The 18,419-nt window shown below is 71.9% G+C and carries 16 protein-coding genes and 1 pseudogene; 4 read left to right on the top strand and 13 right to left on the bottom strand.

The window, feature by feature from the left end:
* The first annotated feature begins 65 nt into the window (after positions 1-65).
* The 3 genes from ACFYZA_RS14465 to ACFYZA_RS14455 all read left to right on the top strand — a co-directional run bounded on the left by ACFYZA_RS14465 (position 66) and on the right by ACFYZA_RS14455 (position 4,769).
* Entirely contained in the window at positions 66-2,954 is a 2,889-nt protein-coding gene (locus tag ACFYZA_RS14465; RefSeq protein WP_388490413.1) for an AAA family ATPase, read from the top strand.
* A gap of 135 nt (positions 2,955-3,089) precedes the next feature.
* Positions 3,090-4,178: a DUF5954 family protein gene (locus ACFYZA_RS14460; protein ID WP_388490410.1), complete on the top strand. Its 1,089-nt coding sequence runs from the start codon at positions 3,090-3,092 to the stop codon at positions 4,176-4,178.
* 75 nt (positions 4,179-4,253) lie between these two features.
* On the top strand, positions 4,254-4,769 hold the full coding sequence (locus tag ACFYZA_RS14455; protein WP_388490408.1) for a hypothetical protein: 516 nt from the start codon (positions 4,254-4,256) through the stop codon (positions 4,767-4,769).
* A gap of 117 nt (positions 4,770-4,886) precedes the next feature.
* Here the strand turns inward: ACFYZA_RS14455 and ACFYZA_RS14450 are convergent, their stop codons facing one another.
* From ACFYZA_RS14450 to ACFYZA_RS14425, 6 genes are all read right to left on the bottom strand, one after another.
* The gene (locus ACFYZA_RS14450; protein WP_388490405.1) at positions 4,887-5,351 is read right to left on the bottom strand and encodes an SRPBCC domain-containing protein; all 465 of its coding nucleotides are present in this window, start codon (positions 5,349-5,351) and stop codon (positions 4,887-4,889) included.
* Positions 5,352-5,388: 37 nt separating this feature from the next.
* On the bottom strand, positions 5,389-5,967 hold the full coding sequence (locus tag ACFYZA_RS14445; protein ID WP_388490402.1) for a cysteine hydrolase family protein: 579 nt from the start codon (positions 5,965-5,967) through the stop codon (positions 5,389-5,391).
* A gap of 82 nt (positions 5,968-6,049) precedes the next feature.
* Positions 6,050-7,714, bottom strand: a complete 1,665-nt coding sequence (locus tag ACFYZA_RS14440; RefSeq protein WP_388491004.1) for an MFS transporter — start codon at positions 7,712-7,714, stop codon at positions 6,050-6,052.
* A 77-nt stretch (positions 7,715-7,791) separates the two neighbouring features.
* Positions 7,792-8,241 carry a MarR family winged helix-turn-helix transcriptional regulator gene (locus ACFYZA_RS14435; RefSeq protein ID WP_382595180.1) on the bottom strand — a complete coding sequence of 150 codons (450 nt, stop codon included), beginning with the start codon at positions 8,239-8,241 and terminating at the stop codon, positions 7,792-7,794.
* A 150-nt stretch (positions 8,242-8,391) separates the two neighbouring features.
* Entirely contained in the window at positions 8,392-8,757 is a 366-nt protein-coding gene (locus ACFYZA_RS14430; RefSeq protein WP_388490399.1) for a darcynin family protein, read from the bottom strand.
* Between the two features lie 81 nt (positions 8,758-8,838).
* Positions 8,839-9,732, bottom strand: a complete 894-nt coding sequence (locus ACFYZA_RS14425) for an NAD(P)H-binding protein (RefSeq protein ID WP_388490397.1) — start codon at positions 9,730-9,732, stop codon at positions 8,839-8,841.
* A gap of 253 nt (positions 9,733-9,985) precedes the next feature.
* Here ACFYZA_RS14425 and ACFYZA_RS14420 point away from each other — a divergent pair.
* Positions 9,986-10,081, top strand: a pseudogene (locus ACFYZA_RS14420) (GNAT family N-acetyltransferase); the annotation flags it as partial.
* 78 nt (positions 10,082-10,159) lie between these two features.
* On the opposite strand, the gene ACFYZA_RS14415 reads toward ACFYZA_RS14420, so the two are convergent.
* The 7 genes from ACFYZA_RS14415 to ACFYZA_RS14385 form a co-directional block, all read right to left on the bottom strand.
* The gene (locus tag ACFYZA_RS14415; RefSeq protein WP_382595172.1) at positions 10,160-10,417 is read right to left on the bottom strand and encodes a hypothetical protein; all 258 of its coding nucleotides are present in this window, start codon (positions 10,415-10,417) and stop codon (positions 10,160-10,162) included.
* A 316-nt stretch (positions 10,418-10,733) separates the two neighbouring features.
* Positions 10,734-10,982, bottom strand: coding sequence for a hypothetical protein (locus ACFYZA_RS14410; protein WP_382595169.1), 249 nt, complete (start codon positions 10,980-10,982; stop codon positions 10,734-10,736).
* A gap of 286 nt (positions 10,983-11,268) precedes the next feature.
* Positions 11,269-11,442, bottom strand: coding sequence for a hypothetical protein (locus ACFYZA_RS14405; RefSeq protein WP_382595166.1), 174 nt, complete (start codon positions 11,440-11,442; stop codon positions 11,269-11,271).
* Positions 11,443-11,555: 113 nt separating this feature from the next.
* The gene (locus tag ACFYZA_RS14400; RefSeq protein ID WP_388490394.1) at positions 11,556-13,034 is read right to left on the bottom strand and encodes an alpha/beta fold hydrolase; all 1,479 of its coding nucleotides are present in this window, start codon (positions 13,032-13,034) and stop codon (positions 11,556-11,558) included.
* Positions 13,035-13,138: 104 nt separating this feature from the next.
* Positions 13,139-14,500, bottom strand: a complete 1,362-nt coding sequence (locus ACFYZA_RS14395; protein ID WP_388490392.1) for a carotenoid oxygenase family protein — start codon at positions 14,498-14,500, stop codon at positions 13,139-13,141.
* A 239-nt stretch (positions 14,501-14,739) separates the two neighbouring features.
* On the bottom strand, positions 14,740-16,218 hold the full coding sequence (locus ACFYZA_RS14390; RefSeq protein ID WP_388490389.1) for an MFS transporter: 1,479 nt from the start codon (positions 16,216-16,218) through the stop codon (positions 14,740-14,742).
* A gap of 174 nt (positions 16,219-16,392) precedes the next feature.
* Complete coding sequence (locus ACFYZA_RS14385; RefSeq protein ID WP_388490386.1) at positions 16,393-18,396, bottom strand: ATP-binding protein; 2,004 nt, start codon at positions 18,394-18,396, stop codon at positions 16,393-16,395.
* Positions 18,397-18,419 lie beyond the last annotated feature (23 nt).

Raw genomic sequence — 18,419 nt, 5'->3', positions numbered from 1 at the left:
TTCGTGACCGATGTCTGAGGCGTGAACGAGGCCGCGCGACGAGGCTGCGCCCGGAGGGGCTTGTGATGACCGAGCCGACCACCCTGCCGACAGGCACCCGCCGCCTCGCCGTCGAGCGCGGCACCCTTCGCGACACCGCACGGGCCCATCTGGCCCGTGGCGGCGGTGTGCTCCTCACCGGACCGGCGGGGATCGGCAGAACCACGGTGATGTCCCAACTGGCCCAGGACCTGGGCGGATTCGGACACCGCGTGCTGCGCTGTTCACCGTCCCCCGCCGAGCGCGAAAGCCCCTTCCTCGGGCTCATCGACCTGCTGACCGGCGTGGCCGACGACACCCTGACCGCACTCGCCGCACACGAGAGGGCCGTACTCGAAAGCACTCTGCTCCGCAGCGCCCACCCCATGGATGCCGAGCCGGACGAAGGGACCGGTGCGGCCGCCGGGCGTGACGCGCTGGTCCTGCGGATCGCGGTTCGCAAGGTGCTCGCCCGGCTCGTCGGCACGGGACCGCTCCTGCTGGTCATCGACGACGCGCAATGGCTCGACCGTCCCACCGCCGAACTGCTCAACTACCTTGCCCGGCGCGCCGATCCGGGCCTCTCCGTACTCGCCGCGGTGCGCACGGGGCCCGAGGCCTCGCCCCTGTGCCGCGATGCGGACGACTCCGGTGGCGCCCTCGAACTGTGCCCGGCGCCGGTCCGCCGGATCGTGGTTCCGCCCCTGGCCGTTCATGAACTCGCCGAGCTCCTGGAGCGGCACGACCACCCCGCCTGGAGCCGCCCGCTGATCGCGCGCCTGCACCAGGCGAGCGGGGGCAACCCCCGTACCGCCCTCGAACTGAGCTCGGCCCTCGACGAACGCGTCCGGCTGGAGGGCGCCGGGTCGCCCGGTTCCGCCGACCCGCTGCCCGTCCCGGACTCCCTGCGCCGGCCCGTCGTCGAGCGGCTCGGCGCCCTGCCCGCCAGTGCCCGGGACACCCTGGTCATGGCCGGTGCCGCGGTGCGTCCCACGGTGGAACTGCTGCGGCGCGCGGGCCGCCGTGACGCCGCGGCCGATCTGGACATCTGCGTACGGCACGGTGTCGTCCGCGTCCTGACGGCCCTGGACCACGGGACCGTCAGGTTCCTCGATCCGCTCACACCGATGGTGCTGCGGGCCGAGACCCCGTACGAGCGTCTGGTGGACGCACACCGGGCGCTCGCCGAAGCGTCCGACGACGCGGTCGAACGTGCCCACCACATAGCCCAGTTGACGGCGGGGCCCGATCAGGCCGTGGCGTCCCGGCTCGCCGCCGCGGCCTCGGCGGCCCGCCGACGGGGTGCTCCGGGCACGGCGGCCAGGCTCGGCCGGCTGGCCGCCGAATACACCCCCGCGGGTCTCGCGTACGTCGACATCGACCGGAGGCTGACCGCCGCCGAGGACGGCATCGAGGCCGGAGACCTGGACTTCGCGAGGCAGCTCGCGCACGAGGTGCTCGGCGAAGCCGATCGGCCGGCCGACCGGGTGCGTGCCTGGAACGTGGTCATCGACTCCTGCGGTCAGGCGATGGCCGAGATCGCGGACGTGTTCCCGGAGGCGGTGCGCGACGCGGCGGGCGACCCCGAACTGCTGGCCCAGCTGCACTACCGGATGAGCTGGCGGGAGTGGATGGTGGGCGGTTCCGCGGCACGCGCCCACGGCCACGCGGTGCGCGCCGCCGGGCTCGCGGCGCGCACCGGCGACCGCAGGACCGAGCTCATGGCCCTGACCCAACAGGCCGCCCTCGAACTCTTCCTGGGACTGCCGGAGGCCGATGCGACCCTGGCCGCGGCCCTCGCCGCCCCGCACGACGTCCACGCCATGACCCACCACAACGGGCCCGTCTACCTCAAGTACCGCTTCCACCTGGTGCGCGACGAGCTGGACGAGGCGCGGGCCGAGCTGCGCACCCTCGTGTACCGGCTGCGTCAGCGGGGTTCGGCCGACAGTCTGAGCCAGTGCCTCATCGGTCTCGCGCAGGTGGAGATCCAGCGCGGACGGTGCCGGCCCGCCCTGACCATCGCCCGCCAGAGCCTGCGCATCGTGGAAGAGGCGGGCCTGAGCCAGGGGCCCGCCTGGTACGCGCTCTCGCTCGCCGAGACGGCCGGGGGCAGTCTCGGGCAGGCGCTCAGTGCGGCGGAGACCGCGCGACGGCACAGCGAGGACGACGACGACCGGCTCTTCCTGCCCCGGGCCCTGCACGCCGAGGGACGAATCAGACTGTTCTGCGGACAGAGCGCCCAGGCCGTCGAACTCCTGCGGCGCGCGGGCGAGTTGGAGACAGCACAGGGCCAGCGGGACCCGGCGACCCGGCGGTGGCACGCCGACCTCGCGGAGGCCCTGGCCGCCGCCGGCGCACCGGACGAGGCGGCGGCGGTCATCGCCGTGGCCCGCCACCAGGCCGAGCGACTCGGCCGCCCCGGCGTCCTGGCCACACTGGACCGCGCCTCGGCGTCGGTCGACGCGAGCCGGGGTGAACTCGGCCTCGCCGTGCGCACGTTGGAGAGCGCGGCCACGCGTCTGCGAGCCACCGGCTACCCCCTGGAGGAGGCCCGCACCAGAGCGGCCCTGGGCCGGGTGCGGCGGCTGCTCCACGACGAGGCCGGCGCCCGGACCGCCTTCGCGGGCGCGCTCCGCATCTTCACCAAGGCCGACGCCCGCCCCTGGATCAGCCTGACCCGCGCCGAACGCGACCGCGCCCAGGACGCCCCCGCCCCGCTGCCCGAAGCCGGCTCCTGGTCGGACCAGCTCACCTCGACCGAGCGCAGCGTCGTCGCCCGCGTCGCCCAGGGCGCCACCAACCGCGAGATCGCGGCCGGCCTCGTGGTGAGCGTGAAGACGGTGGAAGCGGCCCTCACCCGCGCCTACCGCAAACTGGGCGCCAAGTCGCGGGTGGAGATCGCCCGGATGGTGATGACGGGCCCGACGGCCTAGGCGGCACGCCGTGCCGATGAGCCCCCCTCCGCCCGGCCGGCGGGGCGAAGGGCGCAGCGTAACCCCCGCGTGTGGACGAGGGGGCCGATCCGCTGATCCAGGGACGGCCGCGTTCCGGGTCGGCAGGATGGCGGCATGGAGCATGGGGACGCAGGACGGGGCGGGGCGCGGCCGATGGTGGTGCGGGTGCCGGTGGAGCCGGTGGAAGCGGCGGTGGAGGCGGACGCGCTCGACGCCGTGGCCCGCACGGGGAATCTGGTCGTGCGGGGCCCGTTGTTCGGGGTGGCGGCGCAGGGCGACGGCGACGGGCACGTGTGGCGGGTGATCGTCGCCGTGACGCTCGGCTGCCCGCAACAGGCCCGCGACAGCCTGAACTCTCGGCTGTGGTTCCGCGCGAAGGACGACGTCGACGACCCGGCGGAGCGACGCGCCCTGCTGGCGGCGGTGGCCGTCCTGGAGAGCGAGCACATCGACGAACTCGCCGTGGCCGGGACGCGCTATCGGATCGTGCGCGCGGAGGAGTACGCGGCCGTCGGCGCTCTGGGCGAGATGGAAGGGCCGCGCCCCACCGATGCCGAACCCCTGGTTCCGGACTGGTCCCGTGGGGCCAGGGGGCCGGCCGTCGATGACGGTCTGGTCCTGGACCCGGCGGCTCCGGTCACCCCTACCCAGGTCGCGGAACAGCTCGCGCTGCGGGACCAGTGCTACTCCGGTGACCGGTTTCCCAAGGACGTACTCGCAGACTCGCGCCGGGCGGTCACCGCGCATCCGGACATCCTGTTGCTGCCCCCGACGTTCACGGTCGTGGAGCAGTCGACGAACTCCTGGGCCCCGGTCAGCGGGCCGCACGCCACCGCCCACGCGGCCCGGCGGTCCCTCGATTTCGCCCTGACCTGGGCATGGCCACGCATGAACGGCCTCATCCCGGTCGACGGCCCCATGGAGGCGGATGCCCGAACGGAGACCGAGACGGAGGGTGACGGGGGCGCCCGGAAGGCGGGACCGCTGGCCGAATACGCCGAGGCCGCCGCCTCGCTCCGGGTAGGCCGCGTGAACCGGCTGGAGTTCCAGGGCACCGTCTACCAGATCGCCCGCACCCGCCGTCTGCTGCGCTGGGGCGCTGACGGACCCGAGGGCCCGCGCCCGTCCGACGTCAACACTCAGGAACCCACGCGTCTGCATCCCCTGCTCGACGAGGACGGCCACATCGTCTCCAGTGACTGAACTCGGCCGCGCGGCAGTGCTGTTCCGGTCAGTCCAGCGTGGTCCCGCGATCCCCGGCCACGATAAGGTCCGCGCATGTCAGATGCGTTGTCCACCGCCATCACCGCAGCGGCGGGCCTCGGCGGGGCGCTCCTCGGTGCGGTGCTCCCCCAGCGGTTCAACGCCCGCGAGCGTGCCGCCGAGGCCGAACTCGCCGACCGCAGGCGGTCGTTCGAGGAGCGCCGCGAGGCGTACACGGCCATGAACCGCGCTTCGGAGCAGTTCCACACCCTCCTCAAGGACGCGCTGCACCGCATGCGCGACGGCGTCTACGCGGAGGATGACCGCACCCGACTCGAGGAATCGCGCCGGGACTACCGCGACCGCTACGCGGCGGCCCAGATGATCGTGCCCCTGCGCATCATGGAGGCGTCGCGCGAACTCAACAGGGTTCTCGCGGAGGTTGACGCCGCGGCCAAGCGAATAGACCGCGGCCTCGCGCGGGACGGGGAGAGTGCCGAGCGCCTGCTCGTCACGGTGAGGCAGGCCGAGCCCCGGCTCGTAACCATGCGGACCCTGATGCGGGCGGACCTCGGGATCCGGGACCGGTGAGCCGGGACCGGTGAGCTGACGCGCGTCAGCCGGTGCGTGTGAGTCGGGGTGGATGAGTCGGGGTGGATGAGTCGGGGCGCGTGAGGCGTGAGGCGTACTGCCGGCTCGGCGGAGTCGCTATCCGGCTTCCAGGTACGCGGCGAGGTGGGCCAGCGAGGAGGCGATGCCCTCCTCGTGGGCGGCCTGGTCGATGCCCGGCGGGACATCCGTGGCGGTCACCGTCACCGCGGTGGCCCCGCCACTGGCGGTCAGCTCCCAGGTCATCGTCATGGTGCCCGCGTACGCGGGATCGTCCGCCTCGAACACCGCACGCTGGACCGCCCGCACCCCCGGCACCAGCTCGGCGAACTCGACGTCGACGACATCCGTCGCGGCCGACGTCTTGCCGGGGCTTTGGGCGGGATCCAGATAGGTGAGCACCATCCGGAACCCGCCGCCGGAGCGCGGCTCCCACCGCTCGATCCGCCCCCGCATGCCGTCCGGGGGCAGCCACGCCTCCAGGGCAGCGCGGTCCAGGAGGGCTGCGTAAACGGCCATCGCGGGGGCGGCGATCACCCGGCCCGCACGGTCTGTCCTGCTCATGGCGCCGAGTCTAGGCGCGGGTCGGCCGCCGCGCGGCTCAGCCGGCCTGCGGCTCCCCCACCGCCTTGACCCATGCGTCGACGGAGACGACGTCGGCCTGGCGGGGGAAGACCTTCTCGGTGAGGACGCGGTGCACCTCGGCGTCGCCGTCCAGGCAGCCGTCCGACAGCACGGTCAGACCGAAGTCCAGATCGGCGGCCTGACGCAGGGTGGAAAGGACGACACCGCTGGTGGCGATGCCCGTCAGGACGAGGTGGGTGACTCCGGCGCCCCGCAGGACCGTGCCGAGGTCGCTGCCCGCGAAGGCGCTGACCCGCTTCTTGGTGACCACCACGTCCCCGGGCTGCGGCGCGAGGGCGGGGTGGATCGCGGCGCTGGAGTCGCCTTCGACGAATGCCGCCGACCCGGCCAGCGCGCCGAACGCCTTGTTGCGGGGGCTGACTTCGGGGTGGCCGGCCCGGAATCCGATGACCACGTGGATCACCGGGACCCCGGCGGCGCGGGCCGCGTCGACGGCGGTGCCGAGCCGCGTCAGGTAGTCGGCTCCGGCGCTCTCGGGGAATCGGTCCACGATGCCCCGCTGGATGTCCATCACGAGGAGGGCGCTGTTGGTCATGCGTACGGTCCTTTGCGTTGGGGTGTCGCGGATGTGTCCCGCCGACCGGTGCCGTGGAGGGGTGGCTCGGCGGCGGAGTCCGCTACGAGGCGGGGCGTCGGCCGCGCAGCAGCGAGGCGAGCGCGGCGACCAGGGACATGGCCATGGCTACGCCGAACACGGTGACGAGTCCGTCGTGGAAGGGGCCCGAGACCAGTTCGGGGAAGAAGCTGTGCCCGGTGAGGGCCGCGACGTTGTGCGCGGGCAGGGTGTCCAACACCCCACTGGGGGCGAGCAGATGACTGATCGGGTTGTTGCCGAGGAACGTGGCGAACAGGGTGCTGACCGGCGGCAGTCCCGCAACCTGCTCGGCCGTCCCCGCGGGCACGCCCTGCGCCTGGAGACCGCTGCTCAACGCGTGCGGCAGTGAACCGGCGAGGCCGACGATCATCAGGGAGAAGGAGAGGCCCATCGACAGCGCGGTGCCCGAGTTCTGGAACGTCGAGCGCATCCCCGAGGCGACCCCGCGTTGCTCCGGCGCGACGCTGCCCATGATGGCCGAGGTGTTGGGCGCCGAGAACATGCCCTGGCCCACGCCGCTGAGCAGCAGGAGCAACGCGAACGTCGGATACGAGAAGTCGACCGGCAGGGCCAGCAGGCCGAGGAAGGAGCAGGCGACGAGGACGAGCCCGCTGGTGGAGAAGAGCCGAGCCCCGAAACGGTCCGACAGATAGCCCGAGACGGGCCCGGCTATCAGGAACCCCAGCGTCAGCGGCAGCATGAAGATGCCAGCCCACAGCGGAGTGCGCTCGAAGTCGTAGCCGTGCAGGGGCAGCCAGATGCCCTGGAGCCAGATGATCAGCATGAACTGGAGGCCGCCTCGCGCGATCGAGGTGAGCAGCGCGGCGATGTTCCCGGCCGCGAAGGCCCGGTTGCGGAAGAGGCTCAGGCGGAACATCGGCTCGGGGATCCGGGTCTCGACCACGCAGAAGACCACCAGGAGCAGTACGCCGGTGCTGAGGCCGCCGACGACGAGCGGGTTGGTCCAGCCGGTCGAGTGGCCGCCGTAGGGCTGGATTCCGTAGGTGATCGAGGCGAGGAGCGCGCCCGCGCCCGCCGTGAAGGTGAGATTTCCGGCCCAGTCGATCCGCCCCGGCCGGCGACTGCCGGTCTCGCGCAGACTGCGGTAGGACCAGATGGTGCCGACTATGCCGATCGGCACGCTGACCCAGAACACCGCCCGCCAGTCCACGGTGGCGAGGAGTCCGCCGACGATCAGGCCGAGGAACTGGCCTGCCAGGGCGGTGATTTGGTTGACGCCCAGCGCCATGCCCCGCTGGCGCGTCGGAAAGGCGTCGGTGAGGATGGCCGCCGAGTTCGCCGTCAGCATCGAACCGCCGACCGCCTGCACGACGCGGAAGCCGATCAGCCAGAGCGCTCCGCTGCCGCCTTTGAACGGGTCGAGGGACAGCGCGAGCGAGGCGCAGGCGAACACCGCGAAGCCCATGTTGTACATGCGGACCCGGCCGAACATGTCGCCGAGCCGCCCGAGCGAGACGACGAGCACCGCGGACACCAGCAGATAGCCGAGGATCATCCACAGCAGATAGCCGATGTTGCCCGGGGCGAGCGGGTCGAGCCCGATGCCGCGGAAGATCGCGGGCAGGGAGATGATCACGATCGAGCCGTCGATCGTGGCGATCAGTACGCCGAGGGTGGTGTTGGAGAGGGCGACCCACTTGTAGCGGTCGTCCCGCTCCGCGCGGATGCCCGAGCCGGTCCCGCTGCCCTTGCCGGCGGCGGGCTCGCCGGAGACGGTATTGCCGGATCGGGGGCCGTCGGTGGTCACAGCCGCTCCGCGAGTCGTTCGAGCAGCGACAGGGCCGTGACGAGTTCCTGGCGCTCGACGAGCGTGAACTCCGCCTCGATCGCGTGGGCCAGGCCCTGTACGGACTCCGACCGCCGGTCCCGGATCACGGTGCGTCCCGCGTCGGTCACCGTCATCACCACGCGGCGCCGGTCCGAGGGGTCCGGCTCTCTGCTGACCAGGCCGCGCTGTTCGAGGGCGGCCAGCGTGGTGGCCATGGCCTGCGGCCGGACGCGCTCCAGTTCCGCGAGCGCCCCGGGCGAATCCGGCCCGTCCCGTTCCAGCCGGGCCAGCACGGACACCTCGGACAATGTCGTGTCGCCCACGGCATGCGCCTGCCGCAGCTTCCGGGCGATCCGGCCGACGGTCAGCTTGAGCGTTGCCGCGAGTTCGCCGGCGTCCTCCACGGGAGGTATGACGTCTTCCATGAATAGTTACAATAGGCTTATTAATCTGTCGTAACAACAGGGCCCCTGGCTCGGTACCGGCCGGGGGTACCGGGCGCCGGCACGAAGGGACGAGCCCGGTACTGGTCGGGGCTGGGGCCGGGACCAGTACCGCGAGCCGCGCTCGCCGGGTCAGGTGGCGACCGTGGTGACCGCCTCCACGCCGTACGTGCGGGCGTAGCCGTTCTCCGTGCCGACGAGGAGGTCGACGACCTCGAAGTACCGGTCCCAGAACGGGGTTTCGCGCAGAGCGTCGATCAGGAGCTGATAGGCGTGGTGGTCCTCGGCCTCCCACACCCAGACGTCGGTGACACGCGCGGAGTAGAACTCCGTGTCGTAGAAGCGTGATCGGACGCCGGTGGTCTTGGCCTTGATGACGGGGAGGACCTGGGTGGTGAAGGCCGCCACACGCTCCTCGACGGTCAGGGCGAGCCACTCGGGCGTGGTCTTGACGAGCATGAACGCCGTGACCGGCGGGACGGTTTCCTCAGCGGGCATCGGAGTGCCTCCAACGGGGCTTGTCGACCTGGGAGTTGGGGAGCCTCGCGGGGGACCGCTCGGCCATGGGGTGCCGGGCCATCAGGAGAAAACGGCGGGCTTGAGGGTCTCGGCACACCACCGCTCGAAGGTGGTGGGTGACGCGGTGGCCCGGGTGCGGGTGACGCCGGCGTCGAGGCCCTCGTCCTTGGCCCGCTTCATGTCGACGATGCCCTGGACGAAGGTGTCGTTGAGGCCGTAGCCGATGAGGGTGGTGTACAGCTCGTCGAACGGCTGGCGCTCGTAGCGGACCGGGCGACCGAGCTGCTCGGTCATGATGCGGGCCAGGTCGTTGGGGGACAGGTCCTGCGGCCCGAGGACCGGGACACTGTCGACGCCGGTCCAGGAACGGTCGAGGAGCAGCTTCGCGGCGACGGCCGCGATGTCGGCGACAGCCACGAGCGGGGCCTTGCGGTCCGCCTCGACGACGTCGGTGAAGACGCCCTTCTCGCGGATCGACTCCGCGTCCTCCAGGAAGTTCTCGAAGAACGACGCGCTGGCCAGGGCCCGGTAGGCGACGCCGCTGTCGGCGATGAGGTCGTCCATGGCGAGGGACGCGGTGACCAGTCCGGCCCGGCCGGCGAGCGCGGTGCCCCGGCCGAGCGCCGAGACGCCGACGACATGGCCGACGCGGTGGGCGGCGAGTGCCTTGGCGGCGGGGAGGGTGAACCCGCTGAATCCGTCCTGCGGGGTCATGGAGGAGTCCGGGGGGACCAGCCAGAAGACGGCGTCCGCACCCTCGAAGGCGCGGTCGACGACCCCGGCGTCCCCGTGCGATCCGGTGATCACCTCGACACGTCCCCGCACCTCGTCCGGAAGACGGGCGGGATCGCGCACGATCACGCGGAGCTCCTCACCCGCCGTGGGTGCGGACTCCAGGAGTCGGGTGAGCAGGTGGCGGCCGATGTTCCCGGTGGGAGCGGTAATGACGATCATGAAAACCTCGTAGGTCGTGCCGTTTCGGTACGCCCTCATCGTGCGGAAGCCGGCGGTGTTGCCACAATGGGAACTTCGGCACTGAATCATTGTCTGAAGTGGAATAACGCTGGTGAGCAGCCCGGGGATCAGGGGCGACCGGGGCAGCGGTGACCTGGCAAAGCGGGCAGCGGTCGGTTCGCGAGCCGGGCCGCGGGCGGGAAACCGGACCGTGGACCGCGAACGGCCCCTGGTGAGGCGTGCGGCAGAGAGGGCCATCCGGGTCCTGGAGAAGCTCGGGTTCGAGCGGGATCGCGTCTCCACGGAGGAGAACGGTGAAGTAGTCGGGCTCACCCGCTCGTTGCCGTGACGCGAGGGCAGGCCCTCAGGGCCGCGCGCCCCGCGATCGAGCGCTCTCCGGCGGCGGACGGGGTACGCCGAGACCGCACTAGGTGAGGGTGATCCTCAGCTCGTACCGTCGCCCCGTGCTGATCGCCTCCGCCTGCTCGTACAGATCCGCCGATGTGAACCCGAGCAGCGCGCGATCGGCGGCAGCCCGCAGGAGCGGCACGATCCGGCTCGGCGGCTCGCCCCGGTGGGTGGCGGCCAGGTCGGCGAAGGCCTGCTGATACGAGGTCCCATGGCCGGCCGAGCCGTCCGTGAGGAGCCGCGGCAGTGCCTTCGTGTCGATGCTGATGGTGCCCATGCCCACTCCCTCGCTCGATGGTCCCGGCCGGTCCGGTCCCAGGTATTCGACGCTAGACGGAGCCACTGACAATGCGGTCGCCCCCTGGTCGAGAACCGCTCGGTCCCCACTGAGCGGCGTCCCGCCTCACGGGCACGGATATTCAAATGTCCTCACCCCGAACTCCTGCGCACCTCCCCCACAGGCAATTCACAGAAGCGGACAGGAAAAACGGCGCGGCGCCTCCTGTCGCGATTTCGACAGAAGGCGCCGCGCCGTTTTTTATGACCTCTTTAGAGATGGCTCGGGAAATCTTTGCGCGAGCCCTGCGGCATTTCTAGCGGTGGCAGACCTTGCGTGCCTTGTGCCAGGTCTTGGTCCAGTACCCCGGGTGGACCTTGCCGTGCCGGTCGCGTGTGGGCTTGTGCCAGGTCTTCGTCCAGTAGCCCTTGACCACGTGGCACTTCTCCTTGCCGCCGTGAGCCGCTGCCGCGACCGTGTGCCGGGGGGCCGCCTCGGCGGCACCGACCGAGGAGAAAGCCACTCCCGCGGTGAGTGCGGCCGTAGCCGCACCGAGAGCGATCACACGCTTGACGCCTTGAATCATGACGCCGCCTTTCTGTTTTGTAACACCGTCCGACGAGCTGGACAACGACAGTTTTATCACCGATGCCCGGACGGAATACGAGTGTCACTCGGGCGCGCGGGAGCATTAAGCAGTTGCGAGTTAAACCATGCGCGCCCCCGCGCCCTCCGGAAAAGCGACTCACTCTTTCACGTTTACTTTGATGCCCTGTCCAATTCCGGAGCGACTACAGGGGCGGCGGCGTGAACCGCAGGCGCGACGCCGCCGCTCCCCCGCCCGGCAGCGCTCAGTGTCGGCGGCGCCCCGCCCACCCGCTGCCGATGCCGGCGACGTGCAGGGCCAGCAGGGCCAGCCCGATCAGCATGACGTTCGTGGACGTGAACACGTGGTTGGTCGATATGTCCGCTGCGTTGATCAGAAACGCGATGACGAACAGAACCGCGGCGCCTATGGCCAGCATGGCATCTCCCCTATCCGGTTGGTGCCCGCCGGGTACCCCTCCTCACCAGCGGGAACCCCTCCCCGTTCCAGGGGACTTGAGCTCGCCGCCGGTGAGCCGGAGCGCCGCCGCGGTCAGTCCGTGCAGACGGTGCCCGCGGCGGGCAGCGCCCGGGTGGTGAGGTAGCGGTTGGTGGCGTCCTCGACGCACCGGGACGAGAGGAACATGCTGTAGTCGTCGCCTTCGTGGGCGAGTACGACGCTGCCGGGCAGCTGGGCGGCCATGGCCGCACCCGCCTCGAACGGGGCCAGGGCCTGGTGCGTGGACTGCAGGACCAGCGCGGCCGGAGCCCCGGGCACTGCGGGCCCCGCCTTGACGGGCCGGGCCGGGACGGGCCAGCCGAGGCAGCCGGTGATGGCCTTGTAGGAGCGTACGGCGCCGCCGAGGTGTGGGGACACCTTGGCCAACTGCTGCTGGAGGGACGCGAGTTGGGTGAGGGATGTGATCGGACGCGGGTTGTCCAGGCAGGCCGGCACCTGCACCTGGACCGGGTCGAGCGTGTCGTCGGGCTCGTGGAGGAAGCCGGACGCGTCGCCGCCCTGGGCCTTCACCATGGCCTGCGCCAGCTCACGCCAGTTGAGGGTCAGGGTGAGGAAGTCCTGGGTGGCCTCGCGGATGTCCTCACCGGTCAGCGGCTGGTGTCCCACGCCCTTCGTCGGGAGCGGAGCCCGGTCCGCCCCGGCGACGAGGGCGTCGTACGCGGCCCCCGCGTCCTGGCCGTGCAGGGCGCAGTCCGAGGTGGTGGCACACCAGGCGGTGAAGCGGTTGAAGGCCGTCTCGGCGGCGGCAGCCTCCTGGGTGACCCGGGCGAGGGGTGAACCGGTGTCGTCCAGGGCGGTGTCGAGGACCATGGTGCGCAGGCGGCCCGGGTACAGCTGGGCGTAGGTGCGTCCGAGCAGCGTGCTGTAGTGGATGCCGTACCAGTTCAGCTGCTGGTCGCCGAGTCCCTTGCGGACCGCCTCGAAGTCCCGGGCGGCGCTGGTCAGATCGAGGTGGCCGGTAAGCGCGCCGTTGCGGCGCGCACAGTCCTCGGCGAAGACCCGGTTGTGGGCGGCGAGCGCGTCGAACGCGGCCCGGTCCTTCGGGAAGTGGGTGATTCCGGCGGGCTTGGCCGGCTCGCCGCACACGATCGGGGTGCTGTGACCGACACCGCGCGGGTCCACCGCGAGGAGGTCGAACTTCTGGGTCATGTCACCGGCGAACTTCGGCATGCTGATGTGCATCGCCAGGCGCAGCTGCTCGATCGAGGAGCCGCCCGCGCCGTCGTTGAGCATCACGGTGCCCTGGCGGTGCGCCTGGTCGTCGGCGGGGCGCCGGACCATGGCGAGGCTCAGGCTGCCGGAGCCCGGGTGGGACCAGTCCACCGGTACGTCGATGGATCCGCACTGCATGCCCTTGAAGTCCGCGTCGGCGCAGGCGTGCCAGTCGATGCCGCGGGCGGCCGCCGGTCGGCCCCCGTCCTGGGTCTGCGCGAGCGCCGGTACGGCGAGAGCGGCCACGAAGGTGGCGAGGGAGGCGGCGACGAGGCCGGCGTACTTGCGGTTTCTTGTCATGTCGACGTTCCTTGGTCGGGCGCCCCGGCCGGCGTGCGGACCGGAGGCGTGGTTCGAGGGGGTGAGCTTCAAGTGGGTTTCAAGCAGGTGGACTTGACGGCACGTCAGATGCGACTGCTGTCCAGTGCGCTGTCGGGGATCCAGGACCCGTGGATCCCGGCGGGCACCCGCCGGGGCAGGTGGACGGTGGCGACCCGGTCGAGCCCCGAGGCGTCGAGGACGAGCAGCTGCGAGGCGTCCTGCTTGAGGTCGGAGACGACCGTCAGGAGATAGCCCTCGTCCTCCCCGGTGGCCCCGGCGGCGGGGACGAAGACCGCTTCGCCGGGCAGCCGGGCGTCGCCGACCTGGTGGATGCGGCGGGCTCCGGTGGTGCGGTCGTACTTGACGATCCCGTAGCCGCCGAAGCCCTTCTCGTCGGGGAAGGAGATGGCGTACTGGTAGCGGTTCTCGGCGCCCAGGTACTCCTCGTTGAGCGTCGGGAACTCCACCGGCAGGTCGTCGATGATCTGCTCGTCGACACTGCCGTCCACCAGGTCGATCACCCAACGGCGGGTGTAGGAGCGGGCGTTGGGCTCGCTGCCGCGTCCGGGGGCGCCGACCCACCAGTTCCAGGAGAGCTCGAATCCCTCGCGGTCCACGGTGGGGCCCTCCAGGACGATGCGGCCCTGCCCGTCCTCGTAGGCGTTGGAGACGTGCAGCATGTTGCCCGGCTCGATGGAGAACCAGCGCACGCACCGGGCGCCTTCGGTGCCGCGCGGCATGACCCCGATGCGGGCGGGCTGCCGGTCGCTCCAGGAGTAGGGGATCCCGGAGTGCTCGGCCGGGTCGAAGGTGACGTTGCCCTCGATGAAGACCACGTGGCGACGGGTGAGGGCGAAGTCGTGCTTGAGCGAGGCGGTGGCCCCGGGCACCTCGGTGCTGTGCGCGATCGCTCCCTTGGCGTCGGCGACGTAGTACATGAGGTACGGCGGGAACGGCGAGGAGCCGAAGAAGTGGAGCTCACCCGTCAGCGGGTCCTCCTTGGGGTGGGCGGTCATAGCGCCGCGCAGCTTGCCGTCGAAGTCGTGGGCGCCGACGGTGTCGAGCTCCGGGGTCAGTTCGAAGGGAAGGTTCGCCTCGCACAGGGCCAGCAGGCGTCCGGCGTGCTCGATGACGTGCGTACCGGCGGTGCTGGCGGTCAGGTCGGGGCCCCGGTCGGTCATGAAGGGGGCGCCTTCGAGGGCGGGGGTGTGCACCCAGCGGTTGCGGTACCACTCGGCACGGCCCTCGCGCAGCCGGATGCCGTGCACCATGCCGCTGCCCTTGAACCAGTGGGTGGGGGTGACGCCGGGCTTGGGGTTGTGTCCGTTGCGCAGCAGCCGGCCGGTCAGCTCGGAGGGCAGGGTGCCCTCGACGGTGAGACCGGTGGCGGTGACCTCGTCGGCGACGGGGGTGTAGTGGCCGGTCAGGTAGGGCTTGCTGGTCATGTCGGGTCCTTTGTGTCGTGTCGGACGTCCATGTCGTGTCGGACGTCTATGTCGTGTCGGACGTCTATGTCGTGTCGGGTCGTGTCGTGCGGCGTGGGAGTCGTGGGGCGTACGGGGAAGGCGCGTGGTGTCGTACGTCGTGCGCCACGTCGCGGTAGGCCGTCGTGCGAGGTGTGCGCGACGCGTGTACGGGGTGGGGGTGCGCGATGTGCCCGGCGCGGGGCTGCCGGGCCGGCTCGTCAGGTGGCGGGCGCGTGGTCGGTTGTGCGGTCCTGCCGGGGCGCGGCTGCGCCCGGCTCGGCACGTCGGGTCCGGCGGGTGAGGGGGAGGGCGAGGAGCGCGGTGGCGGCGAGGATCGCGGCCGAGACCGTGAAGGCCGTGCGGTAGCCGGAGGTGAGGGCCTCCAGGGGAGGCTGGTGTGTGTGGGTCGTGACCGACCCGGCCAGGGTCGCCAGGGCGGCGAGCCCGATCGCGCCGCCGACCTGGCGGGTGGTGTTGACCAGGCCCCCGGCAAGACCCGCGTCCCGCTGCGGTACGCCGTCCACGGCGAGCGCGGTCAGCTGGACGAAGGCGACGCTGAGCCCCAGGCCGACCAGGATGCTCGGGCCGAGGATGTCGGCGACGTAACTTCCGTCGACGCTGATCCTTGCCAGCCACAGCAGCCCGGCGGCTTCCACGAGCAGGGCCCCGGTCACGGTCGCCGGGACGCCGAGGCGCCGGGAGATGCGCGGGGCCAGTGACGCGCCGAGCATATTGGCTGCGGCCAGCGGGAGTTGGCCGGCGCCCGTGGCCAACGGGCCGGATCCGAGCACCTGTTGCTGATAGAGCGGCAGGAAGAAGAACAGCGCGATCCAGACGGAACCGAGGAGAGCCATCAGCAGATCGCCCGCGGCCACCCTGCCGGTTGTCAGCAGCCCCGGCGGGATCAGTGCGTAGGGCCGTCGGCGCTCGATTGCGGCGAAGGCCACGAGCAGCAGGGCGGCGGCGCCGAGGGCGCCCAGGACCCGCGCGTCGGCCCAGCCGGCACCGCGTGCGCCGGTCAGCCCCCACACCAGACAGGTCAGGGCGAGGGTGACCGTCGCGGTGCCCAGCAGGTCGAAGCGTCCGGGCTCGGGGCGGCCCGCGTCGGGCACGAGGGCGGCCACGGCTGCCAGGACGAGGACCGCCCCGAGTGCGACCGAGTAGAAGATCCACGGCCAGCCGCCGGCCTGTGTGAGCAGTCCGCCCAGCAGGACACCGCCCGCTCCCCCGGCCCCCGACACCGCACCCCACACCCCAAGTGCCCTGCCGCGCCCGGCCCTTGTGGGGAACTGGGCCAGCGCGAGGGCGAGCGCCGCCGGGGCGATGGCCGCGGCGGCGAGGCCCTGGCCGACGCGGGCCGCGATGAGCAGGACCGGGCCGGAGGCCAGCCCCGCCGACAGCGAGGCAGCCGCGAACAGGCCGAGCCCGGCGACGAGTACGGGGCGGCGGCCGAGGAGGTCGGCCGCCCGGCCGCCGGCCAGGAGCAGCGCCCCGAACGCCAGGCCGTAGGCGTTGACCACCCAGGTGGTCCCGGTGTCCGACAGGCCCACCCCGGCGCGGATCTGCGGCAGAGCCACATTCACGATCGAGGTGGCGAGCATGACGGTGAACTGCGCGGCGGCCAGTGCCGCGAGCGCCGCTCCGGGCCGCGGCACTCGGGGCGCTTCCGGCTCCGGCTGTGTGCGTGCTTCCTTCATGACGCACACACTCGCGCCGGGCGCTGTCCACTTTCCAGGGCGGACAGGTACGGACACTGTCCACTCCTGTCCGCACCTGTCCACCCGACCGCTCGGAGCCGGGACTCCCCCGGCCCACACGGGCTACGTCAATACACCCATGCAGTACGTCAGTTACTGCCAGGGTCTCCGCAACTACTGCCGGGGGCCCCGCAACTCGCGTTCCCACAGCGCTTCGCTGAGCAGGTCGAGGCCCTGGCGCAAGTGGCGGCGGTAGGTGCCGTACGGGAGGTTCAGGCGGCGGGCGGCGGCCTCCTGGGTGGGCGCGCCGGAGAAGTAGCCGGCGGTCAGGGCGTCGCGGGCGCGCACCCCCCGGGGATCGCGGGCCAGGTCGTCGACGGCGGCGCGCAGCAGGGTGCGCAACTCCTCGACGGGTTCGGTGAAGTCCGCGGCCAGGCGGGTGCGCAGCAGGGCGCAGGCGGCGAACGCCCCGGCGTCGCGCCAGTGCGGCAGGGCTTCCCGTACGGCCTGGTCGAACGCGGTGCGCGAGAAGCCCGAGGGCCCGGACGGGCCCGGCACCTTGGTCGAGGTGATGAGGTGGCGCATCCAGGCCTCGACCGGCACCTGCCGCCAGTCGTTGCAGAACAGCCCGTAGGTGTGCTCGCCGACCCTGGGCCGGGCACCGGTGTCGTGCATGATGCCCTTGAGGCGGTCCGCCCAGGCGTCGGCGTCCTGGTAGATGACCATTCCGTGGGCCCGGCCCCGCGCGCGTGCGGCCTCCCCCTGGGCGCGGGAGTTGCTCAGGTCGATGACGCGCGACGGTATCTGGTAGCGCTCGGGGTAGATCGAGAACCGGGTCATGGCGATGTGCTGGCCGGGGTGCACCGGTGCGGTGGCGGCGGTGTACTCCCAGGCGGCCGCGACGACGGGGTCGGTGGCGAGATCCTGGGGGTCGGGCGGGGCCGGCAGGACGAGGCGGCCCGTGAAGGCGACGGTCTCGCCCGTGCTGACCGAACGGAAGACGCCGAATCCCTGGGGCTGGCGCTCCAGCCAGTAGCGCACCAGGTCCACGGAGGCGCGGCCCTCGGTCTCCTCGGCCATGCGCAGCACGACCTCGATGTCGTCCGGCTGCAGAGGGCGTTCGTGCACCTCCTCCTCCGGGGTCCAGATGCCGCGCCGTGCGGGGGTCCCCACCTCGCGGAAGAGGTAGAAGAGTTCGTCGGGGATGACGCTGATCCGCTCCTCGGTCCCCTCGCGCAGGATGCGCAGGTACTCTTCCGCCAGTCGTCGGCGCACCTCGGTGAAGGCGTTGGGGGCGCGCCAGCGCAGATCGCCGGCCAGGGTCTCGCGGGCGGCGTCGTGCGGATAGAGGCCCCGGGGGGTGGACTCCATGAAGGGCAGCTCCCGCAGCCAGCCGAACAGGAGCGGGGTGTCCTCGTCGGGCAGGATCGCGCCGAGGAGTTCCTCCGATGTGGAGTGTGCCTGGGCCACCACTTCGAGGGCGCGCCGATGAGCCGCCGTCGGAACGTCTCCGATCAGCCCCGCGAGCAGGGTGCGCAGGATGTCGGCGGAGGGGGCCCATGCCTCCTCCCCGCTCCGGCCGGACGAGCCCACGGCCGCCGCGAGGGACAGAGCCAGCGGGTTGCCTCCGGCGAACTGGAGCATGCGCTCGCGCAGTTCGGGCCGGATCCGCGCGGCTTCCAACAGGCTGCGGGCCTGCTCCTCGGAGAACGGCCCGATCTCACGGGCGCGCAGGAGGCCGGCCCAGGCGGGGTCGGCGGTCCACTGGGCTTGCGGTGCCTGCCGGCCGGCGAGCACCACCAGGGTGTCCTCCGCGGCACGGGGCAGGAACCGCTGCCACAGCCAGCTCTCCAGCCACTGGCAGTGCTCGAAGGAGTCCACGAACAGCACCGTGCCCGGAACGTCGAGGAACGGACCCGCCGCACGCTCGAAGTCGGCCGGATCCCGACTGACGAAGCGCCCGTCCAGTTCGAGCAGCAGCCGGCCCGCAGCGCGCGCCTGATCCGCCAGGCAGCGTACGAGCGTCGACTTGCCTATGCCGCCCGGCCCGTGCGCGTAGAACGCGAACGGCGCCTCCGGGTCTCCCTCCAACGCCCTCGCGAAGCAGGCGAGTTCCTCCTCCCGCCCGATGAAGGCCCGCTCACGCGCCCTGCTCAGTCTCTCTCCTACGGACGCCACACGGCCTCCCCTCCCCCGGGGCA

Origin of the sequence: Streptomyces sp. NPDC001828, from assembly GCF_042892175.1 — a bacterium.
Taxonomy (GTDB): Bacteria; Actinomycetota; Actinomycetes; order Streptomycetales; family Streptomycetaceae; genus Streptomyces.
This window is presented reverse-complemented; position numbering and strand designations above follow the sequence as displayed.